Annotated in this window: 30 protein-coding genes; 16 read left to right on the top strand and 14 right to left on the bottom strand. The window is 47.4% G+C overall.

The window, feature by feature from the left end; genetic code table 11:
* Positions 1-19: 19 nt before the first annotated feature.
* The 3 genes from FIU82_RS13360 to FIU82_RS13370 all read left to right on the top strand — a co-directional run bounded on the left by FIU82_RS13360 (position 20) and on the right by FIU82_RS13370 (position 3,130).
* Positions 20-469, top strand: a complete 450-nt coding sequence (locus tag FIU82_RS13360; protein ID WP_045979162.1) for a YhcB family protein — start codon at positions 20-22, stop codon at positions 467-469.
* A 121-nt stretch (positions 470-590) separates the two neighbouring features.
* Positions 591-1,943, top strand: coding sequence for a DegQ family serine endoprotease (locus tag FIU82_RS13365; protein WP_152441266.1), 1,353 nt, complete (start codon positions 591-593; stop codon positions 1,941-1,943).
* A 104-nt stretch (positions 1,944-2,047) separates the two neighbouring features.
* Complete coding sequence (locus FIU82_RS13370; RefSeq protein WP_152441267.1) at positions 2,048-3,130, top strand: trypsin-like peptidase domain-containing protein; 1,083 nt, start codon at positions 2,048-2,050, stop codon at positions 3,128-3,130.
* 74 nt (positions 3,131-3,204) lie between these two features.
* Here the strand turns inward: FIU82_RS13370 and murA are convergent, their stop codons facing one another.
* Genes murA through FIU82_RS13405 form a run of 7 tightly spaced genes read right to left on the bottom strand, consistent with a single transcriptional unit; the run spans position 3,205 to position 7,855 of the window.
* Positions 3,205-4,464 (bottom strand): UDP-N-acetylglucosamine 1-carboxyvinyltransferase, encoded by a 1,260-nt coding sequence (gene murA / locus FIU82_RS13375; protein ID WP_022945564.1) that lies wholly within the window; start codon positions 4,462-4,464, stop codon positions 3,205-3,207.
* A gap of 12 nt (positions 4,465-4,476) precedes the next feature.
* Positions 4,477-4,734 (bottom strand): BolA family protein, encoded by a 258-nt coding sequence (locus tag FIU82_RS13380; RefSeq protein ID WP_026111196.1) that lies wholly within the window; start codon positions 4,732-4,734, stop codon positions 4,477-4,479.
* 5 nt (positions 4,735-4,739) lie between these two features.
* On the bottom strand, positions 4,740-5,030 hold the full coding sequence (locus FIU82_RS13385) for a lipid asymmetry maintenance protein MlaB (protein ID WP_152441268.1): 291 nt from the start codon (positions 5,028-5,030) through the stop codon (positions 4,740-4,742).
* Positions 5,023-5,700 carry a phospholipid-binding protein MlaC gene (locus tag FIU82_RS13390; protein ID WP_152441269.1) on the bottom strand — a complete coding sequence of 226 codons (678 nt, stop codon included), beginning with the start codon at positions 5,698-5,700 and terminating at the stop codon, positions 5,023-5,025. Before FIU82_RS13390 ends, FIU82_RS13385 begins: the two co-directional genes overlap by 8 nt.
* 5 nt (positions 5,701-5,705) lie before the next feature.
* The gene (gene mlaD / locus FIU82_RS13395; protein WP_022945560.1) at positions 5,706-6,260 is read right to left on the bottom strand and encodes an outer membrane lipid asymmetry maintenance protein MlaD; all 555 of its coding nucleotides are present in this window, start codon (positions 6,258-6,260) and stop codon (positions 5,706-5,708) included.
* 12 nt (positions 6,261-6,272) lie between these two features.
* Positions 6,273-7,052 carry a lipid asymmetry maintenance ABC transporter permease subunit MlaE gene (gene mlaE, locus FIU82_RS13400; protein WP_026111194.1) on the bottom strand — a complete coding sequence of 260 codons (780 nt, stop codon included), beginning with the start codon at positions 7,050-7,052 and terminating at the stop codon, positions 6,273-6,275.
* A gap of 8 nt (positions 7,053-7,060) precedes the next feature.
* Entirely contained in the window at positions 7,061-7,855 is a 795-nt protein-coding gene (locus tag FIU82_RS13405; protein ID WP_081604435.1) for an ATP-binding cassette domain-containing protein, read from the bottom strand.
* Between the two features lie 204 nt (positions 7,856-8,059).
* On the opposite strand from FIU82_RS13405, the gene FIU82_RS13410 reads away from it, so the two are divergent.
* From FIU82_RS13410 to mgtE, 12 genes are all read left to right on the top strand, one after another.
* Positions 8,060-9,031: a calcium/sodium antiporter gene (locus FIU82_RS13410; protein WP_152441270.1), complete on the top strand. Its 972-nt coding sequence runs from the start codon at positions 8,060-8,062 to the stop codon at positions 9,029-9,031.
* A gap of 9 nt (positions 9,032-9,040) precedes the next feature.
* Positions 9,041-10,009 carry a KpsF/GutQ family sugar-phosphate isomerase gene (locus tag FIU82_RS13415; protein ID WP_152441271.1) on the top strand — a complete coding sequence of 323 codons (969 nt, stop codon included), beginning with the start codon at positions 9,041-9,043 and terminating at the stop codon, positions 10,007-10,009.
* Complete coding sequence (gene kdsC, locus FIU82_RS13420; RefSeq protein ID WP_022945555.1) at positions 10,009-10,560, top strand: 3-deoxy-manno-octulosonate-8-phosphatase KdsC; 552 nt, start codon at positions 10,009-10,011, stop codon at positions 10,558-10,560. The genes FIU82_RS13415 and kdsC overlap by 1 nt, the downstream gene beginning before the upstream one ends.
* On the top strand, positions 10,557-11,111 hold the full coding sequence (lptC, locus tag FIU82_RS13425; protein ID WP_152441272.1) for an LPS export ABC transporter periplasmic protein LptC: 555 nt from the start codon (positions 10,557-10,559) through the stop codon (positions 11,109-11,111). The genes kdsC and lptC overlap by 4 nt, the downstream gene beginning before the upstream one ends.
* Positions 11,101-11,625: a lipopolysaccharide transport periplasmic protein LptA gene (gene lptA, locus FIU82_RS13430; protein WP_130147159.1), complete on the top strand. Its 525-nt coding sequence runs from the start codon at positions 11,101-11,103 to the stop codon at positions 11,623-11,625. Before lptC ends, lptA begins: the two co-directional genes overlap by 11 nt.
* Positions 11,625-12,350 (top strand): LPS export ABC transporter ATP-binding protein, encoded by a 726-nt coding sequence (gene lptB, locus FIU82_RS13435; RefSeq protein WP_022945552.1) that lies wholly within the window; start codon positions 11,625-11,627, stop codon positions 12,348-12,350. Before lptA ends, lptB begins: the two co-directional genes overlap by 1 nt.
* Before the next feature lie 24 nt (positions 12,351-12,374).
* Positions 12,375-13,871 (top strand): RNA polymerase factor sigma-54, encoded by a 1,497-nt coding sequence (locus FIU82_RS13440; protein ID WP_022945551.1) that lies wholly within the window; start codon positions 12,375-12,377, stop codon positions 13,869-13,871.
* A 25-nt stretch (positions 13,872-13,896) separates the two neighbouring features.
* Positions 13,897-14,184, top strand: a complete 288-nt coding sequence (hpf, locus tag FIU82_RS13445) for a ribosome hibernation promoting factor (RefSeq protein WP_022945550.1) — start codon at positions 13,897-13,899, stop codon at positions 14,182-14,184.
* 1 nt (position 14,185) lies between these two features.
* The gene (gene ptsN, locus FIU82_RS13450; protein ID WP_022945549.1) at positions 14,186-14,632 is read left to right on the top strand and encodes a PTS IIA-like nitrogen regulatory protein PtsN; all 447 of its coding nucleotides are present in this window, start codon (positions 14,186-14,188) and stop codon (positions 14,630-14,632) included.
* A gap of 66 nt (positions 14,633-14,698) precedes the next feature.
* Entirely contained in the window at positions 14,699-15,544 is an 846-nt protein-coding gene (rapZ, locus tag FIU82_RS13455; RefSeq protein WP_022945548.1) for an RNase adapter RapZ, read from the top strand.
* Positions 15,544-15,816, top strand: a complete 273-nt coding sequence (locus FIU82_RS13460; protein ID WP_053909878.1) for an HPr family phosphocarrier protein — start codon at positions 15,544-15,546, stop codon at positions 15,814-15,816. The genes rapZ and FIU82_RS13460 overlap by 1 nt, the downstream gene beginning before the upstream one ends.
* 116 nt (positions 15,817-15,932) lie before the next feature.
* Positions 15,933-17,291 carry a magnesium transporter gene (gene mgtE, locus FIU82_RS13465; protein WP_022945546.1) on the top strand — a complete coding sequence of 453 codons (1,359 nt, stop codon included), beginning with the start codon at positions 15,933-15,935 and terminating at the stop codon, positions 17,289-17,291.
* Here mgtE and FIU82_RS13470 read toward each other — a convergent pair.
* The 4 genes from FIU82_RS13470 to pmbA form a co-directional block, all read right to left on the bottom strand.
* A complete protein-coding gene (locus FIU82_RS13470; RefSeq protein WP_022945545.1) occupies positions 17,288-17,446 on the bottom strand; it encodes a YqaE/Pmp3 family membrane protein in 159 nt (52 codons plus the stop codon). The two genes, mgtE and FIU82_RS13470, sit on opposite strands and share 4 nt — an antisense overlap.
* An 81-nt stretch (positions 17,447-17,527) precedes the next feature.
* Positions 17,528-18,091: a BON domain-containing protein gene (locus FIU82_RS13475; RefSeq protein WP_022945544.1), complete on the bottom strand. Its 564-nt coding sequence runs from the start codon at positions 18,089-18,091 to the stop codon at positions 17,528-17,530.
* A gap of 224 nt (positions 18,092-18,315) precedes the next feature.
* A complete protein-coding gene (locus FIU82_RS13480) occupies positions 18,316-18,732 on the bottom strand; it encodes a VOC family protein (RefSeq protein WP_152441273.1) in 417 nt (138 codons plus the stop codon).
* 134 nt (positions 18,733-18,866) lie between these two features.
* Positions 18,867-20,216: a metalloprotease PmbA gene (pmbA, locus tag FIU82_RS13485; protein ID WP_152441274.1), complete on the bottom strand. Its 1,350-nt coding sequence runs from the start codon at positions 20,214-20,216 to the stop codon at positions 18,867-18,869.
* A 100-nt stretch (positions 20,217-20,316) separates the two neighbouring features.
* Between pmbA and yjgA the strand changes: the two genes are divergently transcribed.
* The gene (gene yjgA / locus FIU82_RS13490) at positions 20,317-20,829 is read left to right on the top strand and encodes a ribosome biogenesis factor YjgA (protein ID WP_045979155.1); all 513 of its coding nucleotides are present in this window, start codon (positions 20,317-20,319) and stop codon (positions 20,827-20,829) included.
* Positions 20,830-20,899: 70 nt separating this feature from the next.
* On the opposite strand, the gene tldD is transcribed toward yjgA, so the two are convergent.
* Genes tldD through FIU82_RS13505 form a run of 3 tightly spaced genes read right to left on the bottom strand, consistent with a single transcriptional unit; the run spans position 20,900 to position 26,972 of the window.
* Positions 20,900-22,339 carry a metalloprotease TldD gene (tldD, locus tag FIU82_RS13495; protein WP_022945540.1) on the bottom strand — a complete coding sequence of 480 codons (1,440 nt, stop codon included), beginning with the start codon at positions 22,337-22,339 and terminating at the stop codon, positions 20,900-20,902.
* Positions 22,336-23,166 carry a carbon-nitrogen hydrolase family protein gene (locus FIU82_RS13500; RefSeq protein WP_253946324.1) on the bottom strand — a complete coding sequence of 277 codons (831 nt, stop codon included), beginning with the start codon at positions 23,164-23,166 and terminating at the stop codon, positions 22,336-22,338. The genes tldD and FIU82_RS13500 overlap by 4 nt, the downstream gene beginning before the upstream one ends.
* On the bottom strand, positions 23,163-26,972 hold the full coding sequence (locus tag FIU82_RS13505) for a YhdP family protein (protein WP_253946325.1): 3,810 nt from the start codon (positions 26,970-26,972) through the stop codon (positions 23,163-23,165). Before FIU82_RS13505 ends, FIU82_RS13500 begins: the two co-directional genes overlap by 4 nt.
* Between the last annotated feature and the right edge of the window lie 15 nt (positions 26,973-26,987).

Genomic DNA, 26,987 nt, shown 5'->3' on the forward strand with positions numbered 1-26,987 from the left:
TTTTCAAAAGGGGAAATTTATGTATACCACTACTTGGCTAGGTATCGTAATTATTGTTGCTGCATGCAGCTTTTTTGTTGGCAGCTGGATGACTAAACGCCGCTTCAAACAGGGCGAATTAGAAGAGCAAGCGCAACAAGCGCAAAATGACCTTGAGCGTTACCGTCAAGATGTCGCTGATCATTTAGATAACACCAATAAATTAATCGCTAAGCTCAAGGAAAACTACGAACAGTTAGTTAACCATGTACAGCAAAGCGACCACTTATTAACTGCAAAGCAAGATGTTGATTTAAGCCAGCCTTTTTTCTCAAAAGAAACCACTGAGCAACTGCATGCGTCTTTAAATCAGCGTCCCGAGCGCCAACCCACTCGCAGCGTGCACGACAGTCAGCCAACCGATTATGCCAGCGGCGAATCAGGGTTATTTAGTGGTGAGCAAAAGTCTAACGATAAGCAACCTGCCTGATAAATAGGCAGTTATTTATCTCTTGAGGAACTAAATTAACGACCCCATAGTCTGTATAGGAAATAGCTTTATAGGTATCGGGCTGCATAGCAGCCCCTGTATTGTGGAGTTTGCCCAGACTATGAAAATGAAGTTATCAATCATCAGTGCCGCTATTTTATCGGCCACTTTACTTGCTCAACCTAGTATCTCTCATGCCAAGCTGCCCGTCGCGGTAGATGGACAGCAGTTACCTACGCTTGCACCTATGCTCGAGCGCGTCACTCCTGGCGTAGTGAGTATTCGTGTATCCGGCTCAAAAGAAGTGCGTCGCCGTGTCGACCCGTTTGACTTCTTCTTTGGGCGCCCTCAACCTCGTTCACAAAAGCGTCCATTTAGTGGCCTAGGCTCCGGTGTCATCATCGACGCCGATGAAGGTTATGTAGTGACGAATAACCATGTTATCGCCGATGCCGAGGAAATGGTGGTGACCTTAGAAGATGGTCGTGAATTCGAAGCGACGCTCGTGGGCGCTGATAAAGAATCAGATATCGCGCTGTTACAAGTTGATGGCGAAGACCTTACTGAAGTCAAACTCGCTGACTCTGACAAGCTCCGTGTTGGTGACTTTTCTGTCGCTATCGGTAACCCATTTGGTTTAAGCCACACGGTCACCTCAGGTATCGTCAGTGCCTTAGGGCGTAGTGGGCTTAATATCGAAGGCTATGAGGACTTTATTCAAACCGATGCGGCTATCAACCAAGGTAACTCAGGGGGAGCGCTAGTTAACCTCAAAGGTGAACTAATCGGTATTAACACTGCTATTTTAGGTGCTTCCGGTGGTAACGTTGGTATCGGCTTTGCCATCCCCTCTAATATGATGAAAAACTTAGTCGATCAGATTGTTGAGTACGGACAAGTGCGCCGTGGTTCATTGGGTGTTGCTGGGCGCACATTAGATGCAGGCTATGCCGAAGCCTTGGATCTCGATGTTAAACAAGGTGCAATGGTTGAGCGCGTCGTTGAAGACTCGGCTGCCGAGAAAGCAGGCATCAAAGCTGGCGATGTTATCATCAGCGTCAACGGTGACGATATTAAGAGCTTTGCTGAATTAGCCGGCAAAATTGCTACCCTAGGTGAGGGCAAGGAAGTGGAAATCGGTATTTTCCGTGATGATGAAGAAATCGAGTTAGACGTGACCTTAGCCGCAGCGGACAACGTTACAGAGGAAGCCGCCGAAATTCATCGCGCCTTAGCCGGTGCAGAGCTTGAGTCCGGCAAACGTAACGGTATCAAAGGGGTTATTATCAATTCGGTAGACCCCCGTTCCGTTGCTGCCCGACTAGGCTTGGAAGAGGGAGACGTTATTACTCAGGTCAACCGTGAGCGGGTAGAAACCGTGCGTGAACTTGCTAATCTAATCAAAGATATTCAAGGTAATATTGTGCTGGTAGTACGCCGTGGCAATAGCACCTTCTTCGCGCCTATTCAGTAACCCCTGCTGTGCTTTAACAACATTCAACAGCGGCGCCCTTGCCGCTGTTGTCGTTTATGTGCCATCATTGCCTAAGCTTATAAATAAATAATAATTATTATCTCGTGCTGAAAAAGATTAAGTTCGCCTTGCTGCCGCTATTAAGTGGTCTGGGTATCGCCTTTGTTATTGTGCTCGCCACTCCGTCTTTGCGTGATGCTTTGCTCCCCATTCTCTCCGCTGATGGCTTTACTGGCTCCCATATGAGCTACGCCAAAGCGGTACGCCGCGCCGCGCCCGCAGTGGTCACAGTGTATTCTGAGCGCATCTCGACTCAGCCACGTTACATGCAAAGACAGAACACCGTATCTGAACTCGGCTCAGGCGTACTAATGAGTCCAGACGGCTACATTTTGACTAACTACCATGTCATTAATAATGCTGATTTAGTCGAGGTCATTCTTGCTGACGGACGCCGTTTTAGTGAGGTGCAGTTAGTAGGGTTCGATACCGTTACTGATTTGGCATTATTGAAAGTAGCGGGGGAGAATCTACCAGCTATCCCAGTTGATAACGACTTCAAACCTCAGGTTGGCGATGTGGTGCTGGCTATTGGTAACCCCCTTAACTTAGGGCAAACCATTACTCAGGGGATTATTAGTGCCACCGGAAAGCAACGAGTAACCGACAGCTCCCACAGTAGCTTGCTACAAATGGATGCCGCAATAAATGTCGGTAACTCAGGCGGTGCCTTAGTGAATTCTCATGGCGACTTGGTTGGCATTACCTCAGCACAGTTTAAAACCCGAGCGAACCTCGATATTCAAGGGATCTTCTTTGCTGTTCCCTACTCTCTCGCTAAGGATGTTATGGATAAGCTTATTCGCTATGGTCGGGTTGTGCGTGGCTACATGGGCATGGATGTAACCGCTGTCGATCAGCAAGGTCGGGAAGTCACTAATAACCATATGGCCATCGCCGGTATGCGTATTAATAAAATGGATCCACTCGGGCCGGCGTGGCGAGCTGGTATCAAAGAAGGCGATATTGTCGTCAGCATGGGCGGGCATTCGGTGAGTAATATCCAACAGACTCTGGAGCGCATTGCCAATACCGAACCGGGGACTGAACTTGAGGTGGAACTCTACCGTGATGGTGAGCCGCACACCTTGACGGTCACCGTCGCTGAACTAGAAACCCGGTTATAATCGAACACACCCAGATTACCATCTAAAAAGGCCGCTATCAGCGGCCTTTTTCTATTACCTAGTCAATAGCGAGACTACTCACTCACACGTTTAATATTGGCACCAAGCGCGCTGAGTTTGTCTTCAATATGCTCATAACCACGATCAACATGATAAATGCGGTCAACACGGGTTTCACCACTGGCAATGATCCCGGTTAAGATCAAACTTGCAGAGGCCCGCAAGTCGGTCGCCATAACCCGTGCGCCAGTCAATTTAGGACTGTCGCCACAAATTGCGGTATTCCCTTCAAGGCGAATATTGGCTCCCATGCGCTGAAGTTCAGGTACATGCATAAACCGGTTTTCAAAAATAGTTTCCGTGATTGTGGCGCTGCCATTAGCAACCACATTTAGCGCCGTAAACTGCGCTTGCATATCCGTAGGAAACCCTGGGTGAGGTGCGGTTTTAATATTCACAGCTTTGAGCTCACGACCACGCATATCTAGGTAGATGCTGTTGTCGGTCACTTCAACAAGTGCATTCGCCTCGCGCAGTTTTTCAATAACTGGCTCAAGGCTATGATAATCTGTGTTTTTGCATAACACATCGCCTTTTGCCATGGCCGCTGCAACTAGGAATGTTCCAGTTTCTATACGATCCGGTAAAATCGCATGCTCACACCCTTGCAAACGCTCTACGCCTTGCACTTCGATGCGACTGGTTCCTGCTCCGCTGATTTTAGCGCCCATGTTATTCAAGTACTTGGCTAAATCGCTAATCTCCGGCTCACGCGCCGCGTTTTCGAGTACCGTCTTACCTTGTGCTAAGGTTGCCGCCATCAACAGGTTTTCGGTTGCCCCCACACTGACGGTATCCATAAAGATTTCCGCACCTTGCAGCCGACCTTCGACATGGGCATTAATGTACCCATTTTCAACCTCAATGGTTGCTCCCATACGGCGCATACCTTGAATATGAATATCCACAGGTCGTGCCCCAATGGCACAGCCACCGGGCAGAGAAACTTGAGCTTGGCCAAAGCGTGCAAGTAAGGGGCCTAAGGCCAACACCGATGCGCGCATTTGTTTTACTAAGTCGTAAGGAGCAAGCACCTTATCGACAGAACCACCATCGATCAGTAATTGCTCGTCTTGCCAACGAACTCCTGCGCCTAATTCTTTCAACAGCGCTTCGGTGGTATTGATATCCCGCAGCTTAGGAACATTGCTAAACGTGCTTTGTGAATCAGCCAGCAGCGCTGCGAATAAAATTGGCAATGCTGCATTTTTAGCACCAGAAATGGTGAGCTCACCGCTGAGCGGTGTGCCGCCTTGAATAATAAAATGGTCCATGCTGATTCCTAATTACTGCGGAAGGATAAACTTACGTTCGCGTTGCCATTGCTCTGGCGTAAAAGCGCGAATAGAAACCGCATGAATAGTGCCGTCTGAGATTTTTTCCATCAGTGGTTTATAAACAAGCTGTTGCTTTTTCACTGGTGTGAGCCCATCGAAGCAGTCACCCACGGCAATTACTTGGTAATGGGTCCCTTCTACTTTTACGATTATCTCTTCAAGACCTAGCTCTTGTTTTAATAAAGCTTCTACTTGACTGCTTTGCATCACTCTCACTCAAAAATACTTTCGACCTGTCCCAACTGCATAAGTTTATGCAACTGCTCAGGTATATGGTTTAGTTGTAACTGGCGCCCTTGGCGTTGCAGTTGCGACGATGCCTGAATAAGCCACGCTAAGCCTGCAGTATCGACTCGCGTCACTTCGCTCAAATCGATTTCCACTTGCTCTAGGCCTTGCACAAGCTGCTCACTTAAGCGTTTATCGGCAACGCTGTAGCGAGTTAGCTCACCGGCAATGGCAAAGTGCTGTGGCTTTATTTGTTGCAGCGACAGCTTACTCATCGACACCATCACCTCGAAATTGCACAGGTAACTGGCTTTTCTTATCTAGTAAATCAATCACGTGCTCAATACCTTCTTGGCGCAAAATACCGTGTATTTCGCTTTGCTTGGCATCAAGCAAACTGATGCCTTCGGCGATCATGTCATAAGCACGCCATTGGTTGTCGTTATCCTTACGCACTTTGAAGCCAATATCAATGTCTGGTTTGCCTGGGTCCTTAATGGTGGTCTTTACCACAACCACATTCGCATCACCAATATCGCGAGGCGCGGCAAACTCAACCTTTTGGTTCGTGTACTGTGTAAACACCCCAGCATAGGTAGTTACCAGGTAGTTTCTGAAGACATCAATAAAGCGCTTTATATGGGCTATCGCCTGCTTCTTCTCTTCGGGGTCTTCGATACTGCGCGCTTTTTGAATATAGCTTGCGAGCATACGATAAGACGCATACTTATAGTCGATATAGGGCAACAGCTCTTCTTCGACAATGACCTTTAGATATTCTTTATCGGCTTGAATTTTCTGTTGATCGCGCTCAACACGTTTAAAGGTGTTATCAGCAACCTGACGCACCATTTTATAAGGTTCACTTAAATCCACCTCTTGTGCCTGTAAGCTAGAAGTGGCGGCCAAGAGTACGGCAGTTAAAACAATGAACAGCTTACGCATAATCATTACTCGCTACTTTGATTAAATAAAAACTGGCCGATAAGCTCTTCTAAAACCAAGGCTGATTTGGTGTCAGTGATCATATCGCCATCCTTGAGCGCTTTCGTTTGTACGCCAAATACGGCATCTATCGAAAGCTCATCCTCGCTTTGTGCCTGCGCCACTTCATTGCCTAAACAACTTTGCTGTGCCGAGTCACTCGCTATGACCGGGGAAATACCCAAATACTGCTCGCCGAGTATGCCCGAGGTTAATATCGATACCGATGTGGCATCGGAAAACTTACACTCATATTGGTTGTCGATGGCCATTTCAACCACAGGAACAAATTCACTGGGGTGCACTTGGATGCCCTCAACACGGCCAACCACAACGCCACCGACTTTAATCGGAGCGCGTGTTTTCAACGATCCTATATTTTCAAACTTAGCCTGCAATGAATAAGTGCCATTACTACCAGCTAATCCTGCATTAGCGACCTTTAAAGCCAGAATTGCCAGCGCCGCCACACCAAGAGTGACAAAGAAGCCGACTAAAATTTCAATTTTTCTCGAATTCATGGTGTTAATCCTTTAGCCGCCAAACATTACGGCGGTCAAAATAAAATCGAAGCCAAGAACGGCTAATGATGAATGCACAACGGTTTCTGTGGTCGCTTTACTGATCCCCTCAGAGGTCGGGATACAGTCATAGCCTTTGTATAGGGCTATCCAGGTTACCAACAAGGCGAAGACAAAGCTTTTAATCAGGCCGTTGAGAACGTCTTTTTCGAACGACACTTGCGCTTGCATAATAGACCAGAAGCTGCCTCTATCTACGCCAAGCCAATCTACGCCCACTAAATGTGCGCCGATGATGGCAATAGCAGAGAAGATCAGCGCAAGCAGCGGCATACTAATCATGCCGGCCCAAAAGCGTGGTGAAATGACGCGCTTTAGCGGGTCTACAGCCATCATTTCTAAACTCGTTAACTGCTCGGTGGCTTTCATTAAACCAATTTCGGCGGTTAACGCACTACCAGCGCGACCAGCAAATAACAGCGCCGTCACCACCGGCCCTAGTTCGCGTAATAGGCTCAAAGCAACCAGGGGCCCCAAGCTATCTTCAGCGCCGTAATCAACTAATACAGTATAACCTTGCAGAGCTAAGACCATGCCAATAAACAGCCCTGACACCAAAATAATAATCAGTGACTGAAAACCCACCATATACAGCTGTCGAATTAATAAGGGCGTGCCTTTGCGCACATTAGGAACACTAATTAAGGCACCCAGCAACATCTGTGTAGCGCGCCCCATCGACGCGAAACGGCTTAGACTTTTATGTCCAAGGCGTTGCCACAAATTAAGCAGCGACTGCATCATGACAACAACTCCTGTTCATAAGGCTCAGCATCAAAGTGAAAAGGCACTGGCCCATCGGACAGCCCTTGCAGAAACTGCTGCACTAAGGGCGATTCATGTTCGCGCATTTGTGCCGGGCTGCCACTGCCAATCACCCCTTTGTCGGCGAGAATAATCACGTGGTCGGCGATACTCAACACCTCTTGCACATCGTGGGTAACAATCAAAGAAGACAACCCCAACACTTCGTTGAGTGATTTAATTAGCCGCACTAACACGCCCATTGAGATGGGGTCTTGTCCGGCGAAAGGCTCATCATACATAATAAACTCAGGGTCTAGGGCTATTGCGCGAGCCAAAGCAGCGCGGCGTGCCATCCCCCCGGACAACTCAGCAGGCATTAAATCTTTTGCGCCACGTAAGCCAACCGCTTGTAGCTTCATTAACACCACCAAGCGAATTAACTCCTCACTGAGTTCAGTGTGCTCTCTAAGAGGAAAGGCGATATTGTCATACACCGACATATCGGTAAACAGCGCACCACTTTGAAACAACATGCTCATTTTTGTTCGCGCTTGATAAAGCGCCGAACGTGACATGCTTGGAATGCTATTGCCTTGAAATAAAATATCGCCCGAATCGGGCTTTAATTGCCCACCAATCAGCCTGAGCAAAGTGGTTTTACCTATACCACTTGGGCCCATAACAGCAGTGATCTTCCCTTTCGGAATGGTAAAGTCCATATTTTGATAGATAACACGCTCTCCGCGCGAGAAGGTAACATCCTTGATTTCTACTATTGGTTGCGACAAGTCGCTCTCCCGCTCATTTCTATCATTAGACCTCGTATTTTAAAGTTTTTTTACGCTGAGGGAAAAAAGATTCTGTAAATTTTTGTAAGCCTGTTCAAATTCCTGCTCAGTGGAACACCTAAACACACGGTTTTCTTACACAAACACAGCCCAGTTTGTTACTATCTGCGCCAAGGTTTCACTTACATCAATGGCTCATTAATCATGCTCACCTCTTTCGCCATTCTAGTCGCTGGTTTTGTCGCCCTAGTATGGAGTGCGGATCGTTTTGTTTATGGCGCAGCTGCGCTGGCACGCAACTTAGGGGTGCCAGCCCTAATCATCGGTTTGACTGTGGTCGCAATGGGGTCGTCGGCACCAGAGATGATGGTATCAGCTTCTGCGGCACTGGCAGATAAAACCGATACCGCTGTCGGCAATGCCATTGGTTCAAACATTACCAATATTCTTTTGGTGTTAGGTATTACCGCTTTGCTACGCCCACTTTCAGTGTCCTCTATTACGCTAAAGCGCGAAATGCCCATTGTGCTCGTGGTGTCACTGATTGCATGGTATATGTTTACCGATAATTATTTCTCTCAGCTTGAGGGATGGCTATTGGCAGGCGGTTTTGTCACCTTTATCGTTTTTTTGATTGTTATTTCACGCAATCAAAAAAGTAATGATGACGATCCCTTGGTGAATGAAGTCTGTGATGAAATACCCAGTGGGGTGAGCACCAAGTCCGCACTGATTTGGTTAATTATTGGGATGGCGATGCTGCCCATCAGTTCGCATTTTATTGTCGACTCAGCAGTGGATATAGCCCAGTATTTTGGCCTTTCTGATTTAGTCATTGGGCTTACCATCATTGCCATTGGCACTAGTTTACCGGAGCTTGCTGCTTGTGTGGCTGGGGTGCTGAAAAATGAAGATGACTTAGCACTGGGCAACATTGTCGGCTCGAATCTATTTAATATTCTCGCTGTCCTATCCATCGCCGGTATTTTAAACCCATCGGTTATCGACCCCTCCGCCGCTAACCGTGATGCATTAATTATGATTGCGGCAACGGTGGTGCTTATTGCCATGAGTTTGAACTTTCGTGGCGCGCGGCGTATCAACAGAATCGAGGGCGGCTTTTTACTAGTCGCATTTTTTGCCTACCAAGGATATATTTTTAGTCAGTTAGCCTAGAGTAATAGTATGAGCCAAAGCTTTATTGCCACCGCACAACGGGTTTTAGAAATAGAACGAACCGCTTTGCAGGAGTTACATCAGTATTTAGACGCACAATTTATTCAAGCGTGCGAGATGATCATGGCTTGTAGCGGCCGAGTCATCGTTATTGGCATGGGTAAATCAGGACATGTTGGCAATAAAATTGCCGCGACCCTAGCAAGTACCGGCACTCCAGCGTTTTTCGTGCACCCAGGTGAGGCCAGCCATGGAGATTTAGGCATGATCACTGAAAATGACATCGTTATGCTCATTTCTAACTCTGGCGAAACGCACGAAATTGTGAGCATTATTCCGGTAATTAAACGTATTGGTGCGCCCATGATTGCCATGACCGGCAACCGTCAATCAAGTATGGCCACCTTAGCTGATGCCCATATATGTATTAAAGTATCGCAAGAAGCCTGCCCACTGGGTTTAGCCCCCACCGCAAGCACGACAGCAACCTTGGCAATGGGCGATGCACTCGCTGTTGCTTTATTAGAAGCCAAAGGCTTTACTGCCGATGACTTTGCCCTCTCTCATCCCGGCGGGAGCTTAGGTAAACGTTTATTACTGACCTTGAGTGATGTTATGCATAGCGGCAATGACGTGCCACGCAGTCACCAATCACAAAGCATTAAAGAAGCCTTGTTAGAAATCTCAAGCAAGGGCTTAGGAATGACCGCTGTTGTCGATGATACTGACCGACTAGTAGGGCTATTTACCGATGGCGATTTACGCCGTGTATTGGAGCAGCGAGTGGATATTCACAACACCGCGCTGATTGAGGTAATGACTCCAAACTGCACCACAGCCGATGCTCATATGCTGGCGGCGGAAGCACTGAAAATTATGGAGCAAAAACGCATTAATGGACTCATTGTGACCGATCACGAGCAACGTCCCGTTGGCGCGCTGAACACGCAAGACTTATTGCGCGCGGGGGTGATTTAGTGTTGTTTTCAGAGTTATACCAAGCCATAGACGAAGGCGCATGGCAACGTGCACAGCGTACTCGATTGTTAATTTGCGATATTGATGGCGTGTTTTCAGATGGCCGTATTTACTTAGGCAATCAAGGCGAGGAATTAAAGGCCTTTAATACCAAAGACGGGTTCGGCATTAAAGCGTTGCTCAATGCGGGTGTTGAAGTTGCTGTTATCACCGGACGACAATCACAGATAGTACAAACGCGAATGCAAAGCTTGGGTGTCCCCCACATTTATCAAGGTAAAGAGAATAAGCTCGAAGCCTATGCACAGTTAAAACGCACATTAAACCTAAGCGATGAGCAAATAGCCTACATTGGTGATGATGGCCCTGATTTACCGGTGATGGAGCAAGTCGGGTTCGCCGTAGCGGTTAACGACGCTCATCCACTGGTTAAGCGAATAGCCCATTACAGTACCTTGCTACCGGGCGGTTTTGGTGCTGTGCGTGAGCTCACAGATTTGCTGATGCTGGCCCAAGGACATAGCCTGGGAACACAGGGAAGTAGCACATGAACGCAGCGAGAGCGCTCATATCACTGCTATTTATCGTCGCGATGGCGTGGCTTTGGTACCCTTATTTTATGAAGTCGACAGATAATGGTGTCGCTCAGCAAGACCATATTGCCACACCCGACTATATCGCAACTGGGCTAAGTCAGACTAGTTATAACGATCAGGGTGAGTTAAGCCACACCGTTTATGCTGAGGAAATGGAGCTGTATCAAGAGCTCGGGTTTACGCATTTCACCAAGCCGGTATTTACCTTATATGGTGAAACAGAAAATTGGCAGGTAAACGCCGATGAAGCGACTTTATACAACAACAACATTTTGATCTTGGAAAATAACGTCACCGCCACCAACTTAAAAGAAGGGGCGATGATTGAGAAGGTCAGCGCTGAGGCCATTCAAGTTGATATAGATAGCCAGCGCATGGAGTCCGAGCAGGCTGTAGTATTAAGTGGCCCGAATATGAAGATCACCGGGCAAGGCTTGAAAGCAGACCTCAATACAGAGATAGTTGAATTAACAGAACATACGCGAACAATATATTATGACCAATAAAATCAGTGCATTAATTACATCCATCGCAATTGGCTTGTGCTCTGCCAGCGCTATTGCTGAGCAAATCACCGCCAAGGAAGTGTTAATTGATGCCGACAAACAACAAGCACTGATCAAAGAAAATATCACTATTTTTGATAAGAACGTGCATATTGTTCACGGCAAACGGGAAATAAAAGCTGACCGCCTTGAGGCTCACCGTCGTCCAGAATTGGGTGATAACAAGCAATTGCTCGTAGCCACCGGCTCACCAGCAGTGTACACCGAAGTGATGGAAGATGGCACTGAGATTTCTGCACAGGCGCTGGAAATTCGTTATGACGTCGCCTCTGAGACCCTTAAAATTCAAGGTGATGCTAAGATTGCCATGGCCGACCAGCATATCGTTGCCGAAACCATAAGCTATGATATTGCCAAACAGCTGATCACCGCCGAAAAGGATGAAAACTCCAGCACACGAGTGCGCACAACATTAACACCACAAAGTGACGATACGCCGGAGAAAGAGCAATAATGGCGACTCTTAAAGCACAAAAATTAGCGAAAAGCTATAAAGGCCGGGAGGTCGTCAAAAGTGTGGGCTTAGAAGTACAAGCAGGTAGTATCGTCGGCTTGCTCGGCCCTAATGGAGCCGGTAAGACAACTACTTTTTACATGATAGTTGGCTTGGTACCCAGTGATAAAGGCACCATCAGTATTGATGATGAGGATATCACCTTGATGCCGATGCACTCTCGTGCGCGCTTAGGTATTGGTTATTTACCGCAAGAATCATCTATTTTTCGAAAGCTGACAGTTTTTCAAAATTTGATGGCCATCCTGGAAACCCGCAAGGGCTTAAGCAAAGCAGAGCGTGAAAGCGAGCTTGAGGGCCTACTTGATGAGTTTAATATACAGCACATTCGAGACTCACAAGGAATGGCGTTATCTGGTGGCGAACGTCGCCGGGTAGAAATAGCGCGAGCATTGGCGGCAAATCCCAAGTTTATCTTGTTGGATGAACCTTTTGCTGGTGTCGACCCTATTTCAGTGTTAGATATAAAGAAAATCATAGAGCATCTGCGCAATCGTGGCATTGGTGTATTAATCACCGACCACAACGTGCGAGAGACCCTAGACGTATGTGAAACCGCATACATTGTTTCCCATGGCGAGCTCATTGCTTCTGGCACTCCAGAGCAAGTTCTTGCCGATCAAACGGTTCGCGACGTCTATTTGGGTGAGCAGTTTAGATTATAACGATTAAAGGATTGTTAGAGATACATGAGGCAATCATTACAGCTGCGCCTAGGCCAGCAATTAACAATGACCCCACAATTGCAGCAAGCGATTCGCCTGTTGCAGCTCAGTACTTTGGATCTCCAACAAGAAATTCAAGAGGCGTTGGACGCCAACCCATTACTTGAAGTTGAAGAAGACAATTACGCCGATAATAACGACAACCAAGAGCAAAAAGAGTCGACGTCCGACAACCAAAATAACGACACCGCCGAGACGGCCAGCGCCAGTAAGGACGAAGTTGAAAGTGCTGATGCCATGAACAACGAGTCCATCAGTGAAGACTTGCCCATGGATGTGTCTTGGGATGAGTATATTAGTGCGGCTCCCGTTGCCTCCTCTGGGCCTATGCCAGAAGATGAGTCTATCTATCAAGGCGAAACCACCGAGTCGTTACACGATTATTTAATGTGGCAGCTGCAATTAACACCTTTTAGTGCCACCGACGAGGCTATCGCCACAGCCATCATTGAAGCCATCAATGACAACGGCATTTTAACGGTCAGTTGTGAAGATCTGCTGGAAAGCTTGAATCATGATGAACAAGACGATGGTATCGAGCTCGATGAAATTGAAGCCGTTCTCAAGCGTATCCAACTCTTTGATCCAGTAGGAATTGGTGCACGTTCTTTACAAGAGTGCTTGTTGATCCAGCTCAAGCAATTTGACCCACAAACCCCTTGGCTTGAAGAGACCAAAGAGGTAGTTTGTAACTATATTGATTTGCTTGGTAGTCGCGACTATCGCACCTTGATGAAAAAGACTAAGCTTAAAGAAGCGCAGTTAAAAGAGGTGATGACACTGATACACAGTTTAAATCCGACTCCTGCAGCCACGATTGTGCGAGAGCAGTCAGAGTATGTGATTCCAGACGTATCGGTGAAGAAAGTTAAAGGCCGCTGGGTGGTTGAATTAAACCCAGATAGTATGCCTAAGATCCGCGTTAACGATCACTATGCATCAATGTCGCGAAGCTGTAAGTCACAAAGCGATAGTCAATTTATTCGCTCGCATTTACAAGAAGCGAAATGGTTTATAAAGAGCTTGGAACAACGCAATGATACGCTACTTAAAGTAACTAATTGCATTGTTCAACAACAACAGGCATTCTTTGAACATGGTGAAGAGGCAATGAAGCCAATGGTGCTTAATGACGTTGCCGAAATGGTGGAAATGCATGAGTCAACGATTTCCCGTGTGACCACCCAAAAGTATATGCATACACCACGGGGTATTTTTGAGCTGAAGTACTTTTTCTCCAGCCATGTTACAACCGAAAACGGAGGTGAATGCTCGTCTACAGCGATTCGAGCATTGATCAAAAAGCTAGTAGCTGCGGAGAATCCTGCTAAACCGTTGAGTGATAGCAAGATTGCCGACGTACTAGCCGAGCAAGGAATTAAAGTGGCTCGGCGCACGATTGCTAAATATCGTGAATCGCTAGCCATTCCACCGTCAAATCAGCGTAAAAGTTTGATATAGACGTTAGACAAGAAGGAAAATGCTTATGCAATTAAATCTTACCGGTCGTCACGTAGAAATCACTGATTCTCTTCGCAACTATGTGAATAGCAAATTTGCAAAATTAGAGCGTCACTTTGACCATATAAATAATGTGCATGTCATTCTTGATATTGAAAAACTAACACAAAAAGCAGAAGCTACTCTTCACGTTAACGGTGGTGAACTGTTCGCAACCGCAGAGCACCAAGATATGTATGCGGCGATCGACGGCTTAATTGATAAGCTCGACCGTCAAGTGATTAAACATAAAGAGAAATTATCTCGTCACTAACATGAACCTAGATTCACTCTTTACCAAGGACTGCAGCAAAGCTGCGGTCCTTTTTAATAGCAAAAAAAGAATGCTGGAGTACCTCTCTCAGGTGGCTCATCAGCACAGTCCTCACCTCAGCGAGCAATCGGTACTTGATGCTCTGCTGACCCGCGAAAAGCTGGGCAGTACCGGCATCGGCAAAGGCGTTGCTATTCCGCATGGCCGTCTCGATGGTATCGACAGTACGATTGCCATTGTTGTAACTAATCGCGAAGCCATTAACTTTGATGCCATTGATAACCGTCCAGTGGATATCTTTGTCGCACTTTTAGTGCCGGCTAATGAGACTGAACAACACCTGAAGACCTTAGCGACAATTGCTGATAAACTAAAAGACAAACAACTGTGTAAACAACTGCGCTCGGCGAGCAGCGATCAAGAGCTTTATCAATTGATCGCCGACTAATGCGCGCCGTATTGATTCATGGTGTGGTTTAAATGTGCGTTTTGGGGTAAAACAAGGAGTTGTCGGATGGAACTTATCATTGTCAGTGGTCGCTCGGGTTCTGGAAAATCAGTCGCGTTACGGGTGCTCGAAGACCTTGGGTACTATTGCGTAGATAACATCCCAGTTATTTTACTCCCCTCCTTGGTGCGCAGTGTTTCAGCAAATTATGACAAAATTGCCGTCAGTATCGACGTGCGCAACTTGCCCAAAGAGCAGCATGAATTTAACGACATTCTCGCTTACCTGCCTGAGTTTGCTAAGCCTTCGCTGTTTTACCTTGATAGTGATGAACAAACGTTGATTAAGCGTTTCTCTGAAACTCGTCGACTACACCCCTTATCCATGCAAAATATGACGTTGGATGTCGCTATTCGTGAAGAGAAGCAGCTTCTTGATGTACTCATCTCCCACGCCGACTTTATTATTGATACAACTGAGCTCAGTGTTCACCAGTTGGCGGAGATGATCCGTGAAAAAGTGCTGGGTAAAAAAGACAAGCAATTACTGATCACTTTTGAGTCTTTTGGATTTAAACATGGCATTCCAAAGAATGCAGATTATGTGTTTGATGTGCGGTTTCTCCCCAATCCCCATTGGGAACCTGAACTAAAGGCGCTCACAGGGTTAGACCAACCCGTTCAAGACTATTTAGCCAGTCACTCAATCGTGCAAAAGTTCACTTGGCAGATCCAAACTTTTGTTCAAACTTGGTTACCCCACTTAGAGCGTAATAACCGTAGTTATTTGACCATTGCTATTGGCTGCACTGGGGGTCAACACCGCTCAGTGTACCTTGCCCAAACTTTGGGAGAGCGCTTTTTAGATACCTATCCGAACGTGAAAATTCGCCATCGAGAGCAGGAAAAATAGTGATGGTTGAAGGTACTTTTATTATTCAAAACAAGTTAGGCCTACATGCTCGTGCAGCCTCACAATTGGCGCAACTGGCGATGAATTTTGATGCTGAAATAATGCTATATCAAGGTGATAAGAGCGCTCAGGCCGACAGTGTCTTGGCTTTACTGCTCCTTGAGAGCGGCAAAGGTAAGGAAGTGCGCGTGCAGTGTGAAGGCCCTGATGCCGACGCCGCGTTGGCAGCTATCGGGGCGCTCATTGCAGAAAAGTTCCACGAACAAGAATAACCCTTAGGCATTTACTTTTGCTATCATTGATTTAGTTAGGTTAAACTAATCAACGGCTTGTAAGCGCTTGCTTGCACGCTATTTCCCACCCCATTTTTTGTATTTAAGGGATGCCTATGCCAGAAGCCTATGAACAAGATTACCCGCTGCAACAACTTCAAGAAGTCACCGAAGCTCTTAATAGCGGCCAGTTTGTTCATGTACGCAGGCTTCTCGCCAAAACTGCGCCCTGTGATACCGCATTATTATTAGAATCATCGCCCCATAAGACACGTTCTAAACTATGGGCGCTCGTCGACCCTGATGTCCAAGGTGATGTACTTGAAGAGCTCTCTGAAGATGTACGCCTGAGCATTATCTCACGCATGGAGCCTGAGCATATCGCCGCAGCGACAGAGGACATGGACGATGATGATTTAGGGGAAGTATTACGAAGCTTACCAGAGCCCGTTTATAAAGACGTTATTGAGGCGATGGATATTCAAGATAGAGACCGTGCAACTACGGCTCTGTCTTACCAGGAGCGCTCAGCTGGGGCGCTGATGAATACCGATACAGTGACTATCCGTCCCGATGTCTCTGTTGATGTGGTGCTGCGCTACTTACGTCTCAAAGGCGAGCTACCTGAAGGCACCGATGAGCTCTACGTAGTCGATAAAAATAACTGCTTTTTAGGCTCAATGCCATTGAGCTCTTTGCTAACCACCATGCCAGATGCCATCGTGCGCGACATCATGGATGAAGAGTGTGAATCTATTCCAATCACCATGGATGAGTCTGAAGTGGCGCAGCTGTTCGAGCGCCACAACTGGATTTCGGCCCCTGTGGTCGACGATCAGGCGCACTTACTTGGGCGTATTACCATTGATGATATCGTCGATGTTATCCGTGAAGACGCTGAACACAGTTTACTGAGCTTAGCCGGTCTAGATGATGAAGAAGATACCTTTGCACCGGTATTTAAAAGTACTCAGCGGCGCTCCGTTTGGCTTGGAGTAAATTTATTGACCGCGATGCTGGCCGCATTTGTGGCGAGCTTTTTCGAAACCACCTTGGGTATCTTGCCATTTTTAGCCGTGCTCAATGGTATTGTGCCGTCAATGGGGGGCGTGGCCGGCTCACAAACGCTGACCTTGGTTATTCGAGGCCTCGCACTTGGCCATATTAACGCCACCAACCAGAAATTTATACTGACCAAAGAGCTGGCCATCGGGGCCTTGAATGGGGTGCTGTGGGCTTTGCTTATCGGTAGCGCCATCGCGCTTTGGAAATGGGATTTAACAATCGGTTTAGTGATCGCCTTTGCGATGTTTATGAATCTCCTCGCTGCGGGTATTGCTGGTGCGGTTATTCCCCTAATTCTGAAGAGAATGAATATCGACCCGGCGCTTGCCGGTAATGTAGTGCTGACCACAGTTACCGACATCGTAGGTATCTTCGCATTCCTTGGAACCGCGACTTGGTTCCTTATTTAACGCCGCCCAATAATGTAGATAGCGTGAATAAGGCCAGGGAAGTAGCCCAATAGGGTTAGTAAAATATTAAGCCAAAAGTGCATTCCTAAGCCCACCTGCAAAAATACACCTAGTGGGGGAATAAGAATTGAGAAAATGATTCTAATAATGTCCATGATTGCTCCGCTAGTTACACCTGCTTGTAGATAAAGGAAAGCCCAGCAACGCTGGGCCTTCTACCGAGAACTTACAACTAATTATTCAGCCATTACACGCAGTTCATCGTTTACTTCACGAACATCTTCTGTGTTTTCAGCGATTTTAATCGCAAGGTCACGCTCGGCTTCGCTATCTACGTTGCCTTTAAGCGTAACGACACCTTGGTCGGTATCAACATCAATGTCAGTGCCTGCAACTTCTGAGTCAAACAGTAGACGGGTAGTGATTACCGTCGAGATTTTAGCGTCGGTTAAGTCGCTGCCAGTATCTCCTGCATCATCATTGTGGCTCATACCTTCTTCGTTGTTCATAACCGTTAGCTGGTTTTCTACATCGTTTACACCATCTAGGCTAATTACCAGCTCTTCGGCCAACTCTTTATCGACCTCGCTGTCTACTTTACCTGTGAGCATAACCTTGCCATTTTTCACATCAGTATTGATGTCAAAGTTGTTCAGGTTACCATTCAGTAGCAGCACAGTTTCAGCTTTACCATCAATCCATGCATCTTTACTCTCGTTCTGCCAATCATTTGCTTGGGCAGTGAAGGCAGTAGAACCAAGTACAGCTGCAGCTACGATTGTCTTAGTGAACGTTTTCATAATGTCGTCTCCTTACTATTGCTTGTGACGCTTTAAGTGTTGCGAATCCCTTGCCAACTTTATTTTGGCAATAAAATCAAGAGTATAAACAACGTATTCAGCAAGCATTTAGGTACAACCTTACCTAAGTTACACACCTCAGTGAAAAAATTTCCGAAAAGCAAACAACCAAGACATTTACGTTCATTTAGTGTTTATTTTGCAACTTTTAGCAGCATTTAAGCCTATAGGTCGTTATTTCTCTGTGCTGGAATATCCGATCCGTATTCAACAAACTCCACTTCAAAACCAGCTGGGTCTTTAAAGTACACGTTGCGACGATAAGGATTTTCAGGGCCCACTTTATCAACTTCGAAGCCCGCGTCTTGGAGTCGTTGAATGACGCCATCAAGATCTTCTGTGACATAAGCAAAGTGTGCTAAACCAACTTGATGGCCGCTGAGATCACGGTTGTCACCAATGCCATTGTCACTAAAAGCAAGGTAGTGGTAATCATCGCCAAAATGCACCCAAGTACGCGGCTTCCCCGACCATAACCCCTCGCCTTGACTGCGCACCCGCCAATGTGGAAAAGCGGCACGATAAAAGTTGAGGGCTTGGTTGATGTCAATCACGACTAGGTTTACATGCTCTAAATACATAACGTTCTCCCGAAGATGATTTATTATTTCAGGGACTAAGGTATTTCCTCAACTTAAGTTGAGGTAAAGCACTTTTTTAGCATTTATTTAAAAAAGCCTAGAGAGGGGCTCTAGGCTTTATCGTGTTACTTGAGCTACTGCCCCGCAACTTGCATTTGTTCAATTAACACCGAACCGGTTAACACCCCGCCGCGAGGGTCGACATCACCGCCAATGCCAGCAACGCCTTTAAACATCGAGCTAAGGTTGCCAGCAATGGTAATCTCACTGACAGGATATTGGATCTCACCATTTTCAACCCAAAACCCGGCCGCCCCGCGCGAGTAATCGCCGGTGACAGTATTGACGCCTTGACCCATCAACTCGGTCACTAGCAGCCCTTTACCCATTTGTTTAAGCAAAGCGTGCAAGTCATTATGGGTTTGCTGTACCAACCAGTTATGAATACCGCCGGCATGGCCTGTGGCGGTCATACCCATTTTACGCGCCGCATAACTGGCTAATAAATAGGTCTGCAGTTCGCCACCGTGAATAATCTCACGATCTTGCGTTTTAACGCCCTCCGCATCAAAGGGTGAAGAAGCAAAACCTTTGGCTAGATGCGGACGCTCACTAATATTAACAATATCACTGAAAACTTGGGTATTAAGACTATCGAGCAAGAAGCTCGACTTACGATAAAGCGCACCGCCGCCAATGGCCGACACTAAATGCCCAAACAGAGAATTAGCCACATCGGCACGAAAGATCACCGGCACCTTCATGGTTCCTAGTTTTTGGCTATTAAGCCGTGCAAGCGTTTCTTGCGCCGCTTCCAGGCCGACGTCTTTCGCCGCTTTTAAGCCTGCTTGCTCACGCGATACGGTATAGGCGGCATCGCGCTGCATTTGCTCACCTTGTTGGCCAATAACCATAGTGCTGATGCTATGGCGAGTGCGCGGGTAGCCTGCCAACATACCGTGACTGTTACCGTACACACGCAGCCCTTGGTGGCTACTAAAGCTGGCACCATCAGAGTTGACGATGCGTTCATCAAGGTTTAACGCCGCCTGCTCTGCCTCTTGGCAAATTTCAATGCCCTGCTCTGGGGTCACCTGCCACGGGTGGTACAAGTCTAAATCCGGCGGGCTTTGCTCTAATAACTCAGCATCAGCAAGGCCATTACATGGGTCTTCTGAAGTGTACTTGGCGATTTCAATGGCTTTTTCCACCACCGAACGCAGCGCACTGGGGCTTAAGTCTGTGGTTGATGCTGAGCCTTTTTTATTACCTACATAAATGCTCACACCCAAACCACCATCTTGGTTAAACTCGATGGTTTCTACCTCACCGAGACGAGTGCCTACAGAGAGTCCAGAAGTACGTGACATAGCGGCTTCCGCAGCCGTTGCACCGAGCTTCTTAGCTTGAGCAAGCACCTCGCTTACGGCCTCTTTGACTTCATCGATTTGGCTATAAATCGCTGCCGATTCATTTTCTTGCATAATGGCTTTCACAGTTGGTGAATATTGATCTAAGCGTACCACAAAGCATCTGCGCATTTTAGTGATATAATGGCTGCAAAGAGCATTAATCGAGCATGTTATGGCTAAGAGCAAACAACCTGAAGAAGAGATTATTTACGTTTCCAAAAGCGAGCTAAAACGCGATGCCATGGAGTTTCATGAGCTGGGTGTAGAAATCGCCAACCTCTCAAAAAAAGCGCGTGAAAAACTACCATTGAGTAACGAGCTTGTGGAGGCGATGAACTTAGCCGACCGCCTGAAAGAGAAAAAAGACGCCTATCGTCGCCATCTCAATTACATCGCCAAAACCTTGCGCGGCACCGATAATGTCGAAGACATTCATCAAGCTATGGCCATTATCACCAATAAGAACAATCAAAAAGATGTGGTGATAAACCAAATAGAGCAAATTCGAGATGAGCTAATCGCTGAAGGTGATAGCCGCTTAAATCCTCTGCTTGAGCAATATCCGCAGCTTGACCGCCAGCGCATGCGACAAATTATTCGCCAAGCAAGCAAAGAGGTAAAGCAAGAGAAACCCGGAAAGTCTCACAAAGAGCTATTTCAAATCCTCAAGGAGTTAATGCTCTAGCAGAGTCTAGGTTACCAGCTTTAAGTTAGAAAAAAACAGCGCTCTTGCGCTGTTTTTCTTTTGGGGATGTTTAAGCGGTACCACCGACGGTGAGTTGGTCGATTTTCAAAGAGGGCTGCCCCACTCCTACCGGGACACTCTGTCCATCCTTACCACAAATACCCACGCCTTTATCTAGCGCGAGATCATTGCCAACCATAGATATTTGCTTCATTACCTCTGGGCCATTACCAATCAGCGTGGCGCCTTTGATAGGTGTGGTGATTTTGCCATTTTCAATTAAGTAGGCTTCCGAGGCTGAGAACACAAATTTGCCAGAGGTGATATCCACTTGGCCACCGCCAAAGTTTGGCGCGTAAATACCTTTGTCTACTGAGCCGATGATCTCTTCTTGGCTATGCTCGCCACCGAGCATATAGGTATTAGTCATACGTGGCATAGGCAAGTGTGCATAAGATTCGCGACGGCCGTTTCCAGTAGGCGCTACTCCCATCAATTTAGCGTTGTGCTTATCTTGCATATAGCCCTTTAGGACACCCTGCTCAATAAGTACGTTGTAACCACCCGGAGTGCCTTCATCATCGATATTTAATGACCCACGACGGTTCGCCATGGTGCCATCATCAACCACAGTACACAGCTCTGACGCCACCTGCTGACCAATTTTGCCACTAAACGCAGAAGCGCCTTTGCGATTAAAGTCGCCCTCAAGGCCATGACCTACGGCCTCATGCAGCAACACCCCAGGCCAACCCGCACCCAGCACCACAGGCATGGTTCCCGCTGGAGCGTCAATAGCTTCTAAGTTGACCTTAGCCATACGTACAGCGTCTTCAGCGTAGTGCATCCAACGCGGCTTACCGTCGACTAATTCTTTGAAATAGTTAAAATCGAGTCTGGCTCCGCCACCGGCCCCCCCACGCTCGCGACGATCACCCTTTTTCAACAGCACTGAGCAGTTCAATCTCACTAGCGGGCGAATATCGGTTGCAAAGGTACCATCACTCGCCGCCACGAGCACTTCTTCATAGACGGCGGACATCGAGCTTACTACCTGCTCAGCTTCAGGCGCCAATTGACGGATATACTCTTCAACTTCACGCAGAAGCGCCACCTTATCGTCATCGCTCATGCTCTGAATCGGTTGCAGCGGCGCAAATTGACGTTTCACATCTTGCTCACTGAATATTTTAACCTGACCATGTTGATCAGCATCAGCGATACTGCGTGCAGCCATCGCAGCATTATTAATCGCTTCGAGATTAATAGCATCAGAATAGGAAAAACCGGTTTTCTCGCCACTGATCGCGCGCACACCGACGCCGCGCTCGATGTTATAGCTCCCTTCTTTGACTAAACCGTCCTCTAACACCCACGACTCGTTGTAGCTCGATTGGAAGTATAAGTCCGCATAGTCCACCTTATGCTGATGGATGTATTGCAAGGCGTTGGCGAGATCATCGCGATCCAATCGGCTTTGCGTTAAAAGGTTGTGCTCAACTTGACTCATAAACTTACTTTTCTCGCTTGGCGGTGAGCATGCATGGGCATGGACTCACGGCGTTGATTTAATTCTTCACTGTTTACTGATTGGGCTATCCAGCCCTCGCCATGGCTCAGCTCAGCTTGCACTTCACCCCATGGCGAAACAATTAGGCTATGGCCATAGGTCTCACGGCCATTGTTGTGAGCGCAGTCACTATTATTACGACCGTACAGCCCGGCAGCGACCACATAACATTGACTTTCTATCGCTCGTGCACGCAACAAGGTGTGCCAATGCGCTCGACCGGTGGGTACTGTAAAAGCACTAGGAACAAGCAGTATATCAGCCCCCAGTTGCACTTGCTGACGATAGAGTTCGCTAAAGCGCATATCATAGCACACACTTAACCCTAGCCGCCCAAAGGGCGAGTCGAGTACCACCACCTGCTCACCGGCTTCGGTATGTTTGGACTCGTGATAAGTGCCTGTGCCATCCGCTACGGTCACATCAAACAGGTGAATTTTATTGTATTGCGCTCGCTCTTGGCCTTGGTCATCAAAGACCAAGGATGCCGCGAGGTAACGCCCTTCTGAGGTGGCGACCGGCAGAGTACCTGCCGCAAGCCATATACCGTAACGCTTACACAGCGCAGCTAAACGCTGGCGCCAATATAAGTGTTTTTCGGCCACAGCCAATACCTGCTCACTGCTTTTTGCAAAGCATAGCCAGCTTTCCGGCAAACACACTAAGCAAGGCCGCTGTGGCTGTAACTGAGATAAAAATTGCTGCACACGCTGAAAGTTATATTCACTGTCTTGCTGGGCGCAAAACTGTAACGCATACAACATCATAGTAAAGGTTTCTCCAGTGGTTGTTCAGGTTGCGATGCCGGTGGTTGATTTTGCGCAGCTTGCGGCAAGGTGACTTCTCGACTGCTACGATCGAGTTCAACCACCTCAGGGTTATCCATTGCCCCACTGACCTTAAATTTAATCTCAGAAATAACTCGCGCTGAGTGGATGACCTTATCCAAGGCCAGTGCAGCTAACCCTGTTACTGGGTTGACCATCCAAGCAACAATCACGGGTAAGCTAGAAGTAACCTGTGGTGCCACGGCTAAATCATAGTTAATGGTTTGCGTATTTAAATCGGCATAACCCTTAATAGTAAGATCAGCAGGCACGCCATCCATCTTCGTGTCTTTAGTGTAAGCAATCCCTTGAGCCAACTGCATACTGCCTTGCATACTGTTGTAGAAAAAGCCTTTCGCAAACACATCGCGAAAATCCAGCTTGAGCTTGCGCACCAGAGAGTCCAGGCTCAGTAACGAGAAGACACGCGCTCCGCCATCGCTAATTTCACTTAGGTGCCCTTCACCGAGTTGCCAACTAATTTCACCGCCCAAGCTGGCGATATCAATATCGTAAGGGGCTGCCTGCCAATGCAGCGCAAAATCCATATTTGCTTCAGAGTCTTGCACCGTTGAAGTGATATCAAACTCATCAAACAGCGAACCAATATCATCACTATTAAATTGGCCTTTGACATGAGTTTGCCCATCGCGCCAATAGCCATCGGCACGCAGCACATGTTCGCGTTTATCGACCACCAGCTCACTAATAGTCAGTTGCTCGCCAGCACCCGCAAAATGAAGCTCGACCTGATCAAGTTGATAATGGTTAATGCGACAATCACTGCAGGTAAACGCTACACTCGGTAGCTGCGTTAACCATTTTAAATCCGTTTCGTTGCTGTGTGTAACGTCATCACCGCCACTATCATTAGTGGGGATGTTCACGCGTAGATAGTCAGCATGGGCGCGAATATCGCGGCGCTCTGCTTGGCTACCGGTGGGAATGTCTACTCGGGCCCGCAGCTCTTTGGCGAGCAATTTTAAATCCATTGCTGCGGGTTGATTAATTAACGTAAATTCCAGCTCATTAAAGGGCACCACATCAACATAAGCTGTGCGTACTTGCCCCACCACCTTGGTTAACGGTGGCATTACCGAAGGCTCTCCACTGCTGCGTGCAGCCACATCAATAATGTTATTAAGCACAGGCTGCCAAGCAAGGATATCGGCTTCGGGGAGATTAACGCTTACCTCAAACCCTTGCTTGTTGAGCCCTAAATTTTGCTTGCCGACAATAAGGTGAGCATTACTCATTTGCTGCTCGCCGTTGTTGAGAATGCCGTTAAAGTATAATTGCTCGTCCAACTCGACCATGATCAGGTTAGAAATGTCATCCCCCTGAATTAAGGCATTAAGCGGCCACGCATCGTCTGCGGCTTTGTTATACGGCGCCGGCAGAGTACTGGTTACCCCGAGCATATCACTTTGCACATGCGCCTCGTAACTAAACCCTTGGTTATCAAAGTTTAGAGCCAACTGCGCGTTGAGCGCAGTGGTACCACTCAACTGCGCATCTAACAAGCCATTCAGCCGCTTTTGTAACTGCGCCACATCAGCTTGCAAACCAATGTTAAGGTCAGCGTGATAGTTTTCGCCTTGGCTTTCACCTAGTAAGCTCACAGTGAGCGGCATCCCTTGCCAATAGGCCTGGGCTTCATTTATCTCAATACGATCGTTTACAAACGACAACCTGCCCCGCAGTTCACTTAAGTCGATACCGGGCTGCGCTAGGTGAACGGCATTGCCAGCGAATAACACCTCGCCTGAAGCACGTACTCCACTGTCTTTGAGGTCGATAAGCAGCTGCAGCTCGCCATCTAGGCGGTCTTGTGCCTGTATCACATCAAAGACGGTAGCAAGCGGCTCAGCTAATGGTGTTTGCGCAAAAAAAGGCTGTAGCTTAGGCGCTTCAATATTAGCTGTAATATCAATGGCTAAAGTGTCAGCATTGAGCAAGTCCTGCAAATACACATGGACGCTGTCACCCAGCGCTAAATTGAGTAACTCGCCACTGCGGCTATAAATATCCATGCGCTGATTGTTAAACGCTAAGTCAACAGCGGCATTTTTTATCGTCGGCCAGTCAGGGGCAAAAGCGAACTCGGTATCTTCTATTTGGGCATTGACCGCGAACCGCCCCTGCTGTTCGGTAAAGGGAAACTGATCGAGCGGTCCCTGTAACAACACCTGGGCAAAATGCATATCGCCACTTTTTATTGCCCCATTGAGGTAGTCAATCAGGTTTTTATGCATATAAGGTTCAGGAAAGTAACGCCCGGCATTGGCTGCACTGCCGCCACTGATTTCTGCATATAGGTTCATATTTGGCTGCGAATCAAGAGTCAGCGCAAATTCGGCAACTAAATCTAAATCATCATTGCTTAAAGTAACTTCATCACTTTCGATGGACCAATGCTCGCCATCATTAAAGAATGCGACTTCTGCGGCGAGTTGTTGATATGCGAGCGGCTCGCTAAACGTCTTGCCGGTCAATAGGTGGTTGTCGCTACCAGCAATACTAAGTAAACCTTTACGGTTGTTAATATGCGCGCTGGCACTGAGGTCTTGCGCACCAGGAATACCATGAAACCCCGACCACCCTAAGTGTTCGGCTTCAAACCATACTCGCCATTGCTTATCGCCTTGCCAGTGAAAGTAGCCCTCGTTGATAAACCCTTGCGGTTGCACCGTCAGCAACTCTTGTAATAACTGCGACTTACCTAACCGTGCAAAGGTGGAGAACATGGAAATATCTAAGTCTTGCACCCACACTTGTTGCTGTTCGCTGATGAGTGCATCAAAAATAATCGGTGCCCACTGGTATTGTTCATCGCTAAACTGCAGCCCAGATGTACGCACTCGCCAGCCTTTTGCTTGAGGATGAATACGCACCATCCCCTGCTGCAACTCGAGGTATTGAGGTTGTTGCTGGTATTGCCAATTGAGTTGGCTCGGTTGCATCGCCAATTGCACATCAGTTAAGCGACCTTCAGCAAAGTGCAGCCAAGATTCAAAATTGAGGTTGGATTGTAATTGGCTTAATTCCGGGCGAACAAACTCTTGCAACCAACCAGAGATGTTCAAACTCTGTGCCTGCAAATATAAATCGCCATAAATATTATTTAAGCGCGCGCCGGAGAGTTTTAGGCGAGCTTCAAGAGTATTTTGCTCGATGCCCGGGAGGCTCACCTGACCTTCGGCAAAATGATCTTTAGCGCGGTTTTGCCACACCAAGTTTTCTAAAAAAATACGGTGATGGCGGTTATCGAGGCTAATGATGTTCAGTTCGCTATCTTCGATAGCAAAATGCCCTTGCTCACCCAAAAACAGGCTTTCGATTAAGGCTTGCTGCTGCGAGCTGCTGGTTTTTGACTCACTGCTAAGTAGGGCGCGAGCGTCGATTTCAGCGTCAAACCCTTGCAGTACAAAGTAATTGGAGTGCAGCTGCCTATCCAGTAATGATTGCCATAAATTAATATGCAACCGGGTTTGTTCAATGCTGACGCTAATAGGGGCCTTAGCATTGTCGGCAAACCCTACTTGGTTTATAACAAGCGCTGGGCCATTACCCTGCCAGCTTGCACTTAATGAGCCAATAGAGATATCGGCATTTAACTGCTCACCAAGGAACTGCTCGACCTCAGCACGATAATCATTGGCATAAGGTAAGCTGTATTTGACCAGCGACACCAGCACAGCAAGCAACACTAGGGTAACTGCGCTGATTTGCCAAATTTTCCGCAAACAAAAAAAGCAAAC

This window comes from Pseudoalteromonas sp. THAF3 (genome assembly GCF_009363775.1).
GTDB classification, from domain to species: Bacteria; Pseudomonadota; Gammaproteobacteria; order Enterobacterales; family Alteromonadaceae; genus Pseudoalteromonas; species Pseudoalteromonas ruthenica.

What these genes read in the sequence shown, in the direction of transcription:
- FIU82_RS13470 (WP_022945545.1), bottom strand. Translation starts at nt 17,446, where the DNA reads ATGGACATTATTAGAATCATTTTCTCAATTCTTATTCCCCCACTAGGT.
- hpf (WP_022945550.1), top strand. Translation starts at nt 13,897, where the DNA reads ATGCAATTAAATCTTACCGGTCGTCACGTAGAAATCACTGATTCTCTT.
- rapZ (WP_022945548.1), top strand. Translation starts at nt 14,699, where the DNA reads ATGGAACTTATCATTGTCAGTGGTCGCTCGGGTTCTGGAAAATCAGTC.
- FIU82_RS13410 (WP_152441270.1), top strand. Translation starts at nt 8,060, where the DNA reads ATGCTCACCTCTTTCGCCATTCTAGTCGCTGGTTTTGTCGCCCTAGTA.
- FIU82_RS13380 (WP_026111196.1), bottom strand. Translation starts at nt 4,734, where the DNA reads ATGCAAAGCAGTCAAGTAGAAGCTTTATTAAAACAAGAGCTAGGTCTT.
- mgtE (WP_022945546.1), top strand. Translation starts at nt 15,933, where the DNA reads ATGCCAGAAGCCTATGAACAAGATTACCCGCTGCAACAACTTCAAGAA.
- FIU82_RS13475 (WP_022945544.1), bottom strand. Translation starts at nt 18,091, where the DNA reads ATGAAAACGTTCACTAAGACAATCGTAGCTGCAGCTGTACTTGGTTCT.
- FIU82_RS13415 (WP_152441271.1), top strand. Translation starts at nt 9,041, where the DNA reads ATGAGCCAAAGCTTTATTGCCACCGCACAACGGGTTTTAGAAATAGAA.
- tldD (WP_022945540.1), bottom strand. Translation starts at nt 22,339, where the DNA reads ATGAGTCAAGTTGAGCACAACCTTTTAACGCAAAGCCGATTGGATCGC.
- FIU82_RS13480 (WP_152441273.1), bottom strand. Translation starts at nt 18,732, where the DNA reads ATGTATTTAGAGCATGTAAACCTAGTCGTGATTGACATCAACCAAGCC.
- mlaD (WP_022945560.1), bottom strand. Translation starts at nt 6,260, where the DNA reads ATGAATTCGAGAAAAATTGAAATTTTAGTCGGCTTCTTTGTCACTCTT.
- lptA (WP_130147159.1), top strand. Translation starts at nt 11,101, where the DNA reads ATGACCAATAAAATCAGTGCATTAATTACATCCATCGCAATTGGCTTG.
- pmbA (WP_152441274.1), bottom strand. Translation starts at nt 20,216, where the DNA reads ATGCAAGAAAATGAATCGGCAGCGATTTATAGCCAAATCGATGAAGTC.
- FIU82_RS13390 (WP_152441269.1), bottom strand. Translation starts at nt 5,700, where the DNA reads ATGCGTAAGCTGTTCATTGTTTTAACTGCCGTACTCTTGGCCGCCACT.
- FIU82_RS13365 (WP_152441266.1), top strand. Translation starts at nt 591, where the DNA reads ATGAAAATGAAGTTATCAATCATCAGTGCCGCTATTTTATCGGCCACT.
- FIU82_RS13500 (WP_253946324.1), bottom strand. Translation starts at nt 23,166, where the DNA reads ATGATGTTGTATGCGTTACAGTTTTGCGCCCAGCAAGACAGTGAATAT.
- lptC (WP_152441272.1), top strand. Translation starts at nt 10,557, where the DNA reads ATGAACGCAGCGAGAGCGCTCATATCACTGCTATTTATCGTCGCGATG.
- FIU82_RS13360 (WP_045979162.1), top strand. Translation starts at nt 20, where the DNA reads ATGTATACCACTACTTGGCTAGGTATCGTAATTATTGTTGCTGCATGC.
- FIU82_RS13440 (WP_022945551.1), top strand. Translation starts at nt 12,375, where the DNA reads ATGAGGCAATCATTACAGCTGCGCCTAGGCCAGCAATTAACAATGACC.
- lptB (WP_022945552.1), top strand. Translation starts at nt 11,625, where the DNA reads ATGGCGACTCTTAAAGCACAAAAATTAGCGAAAAGCTATAAAGGCCGG.
- murA (WP_022945564.1), bottom strand. Translation starts at nt 4,464, where the DNA reads ATGGACCATTTTATTATTCAAGGCGGCACACCGCTCAGCGGTGAGCTC.
- yjgA (WP_045979155.1), top strand. Translation starts at nt 20,317, where the DNA reads ATGGCTAAGAGCAAACAACCTGAAGAAGAGATTATTTACGTTTCCAAA.
- FIU82_RS13385 (WP_152441268.1), bottom strand. Translation starts at nt 5,030, where the DNA reads ATGAGTAAGCTGTCGCTGCAACAAATAAAGCCACAGCACTTTGCCATT.
- ptsN (WP_022945549.1), top strand. Translation starts at nt 14,186, where the DNA reads ATGAACCTAGATTCACTCTTTACCAAGGACTGCAGCAAAGCTGCGGTC.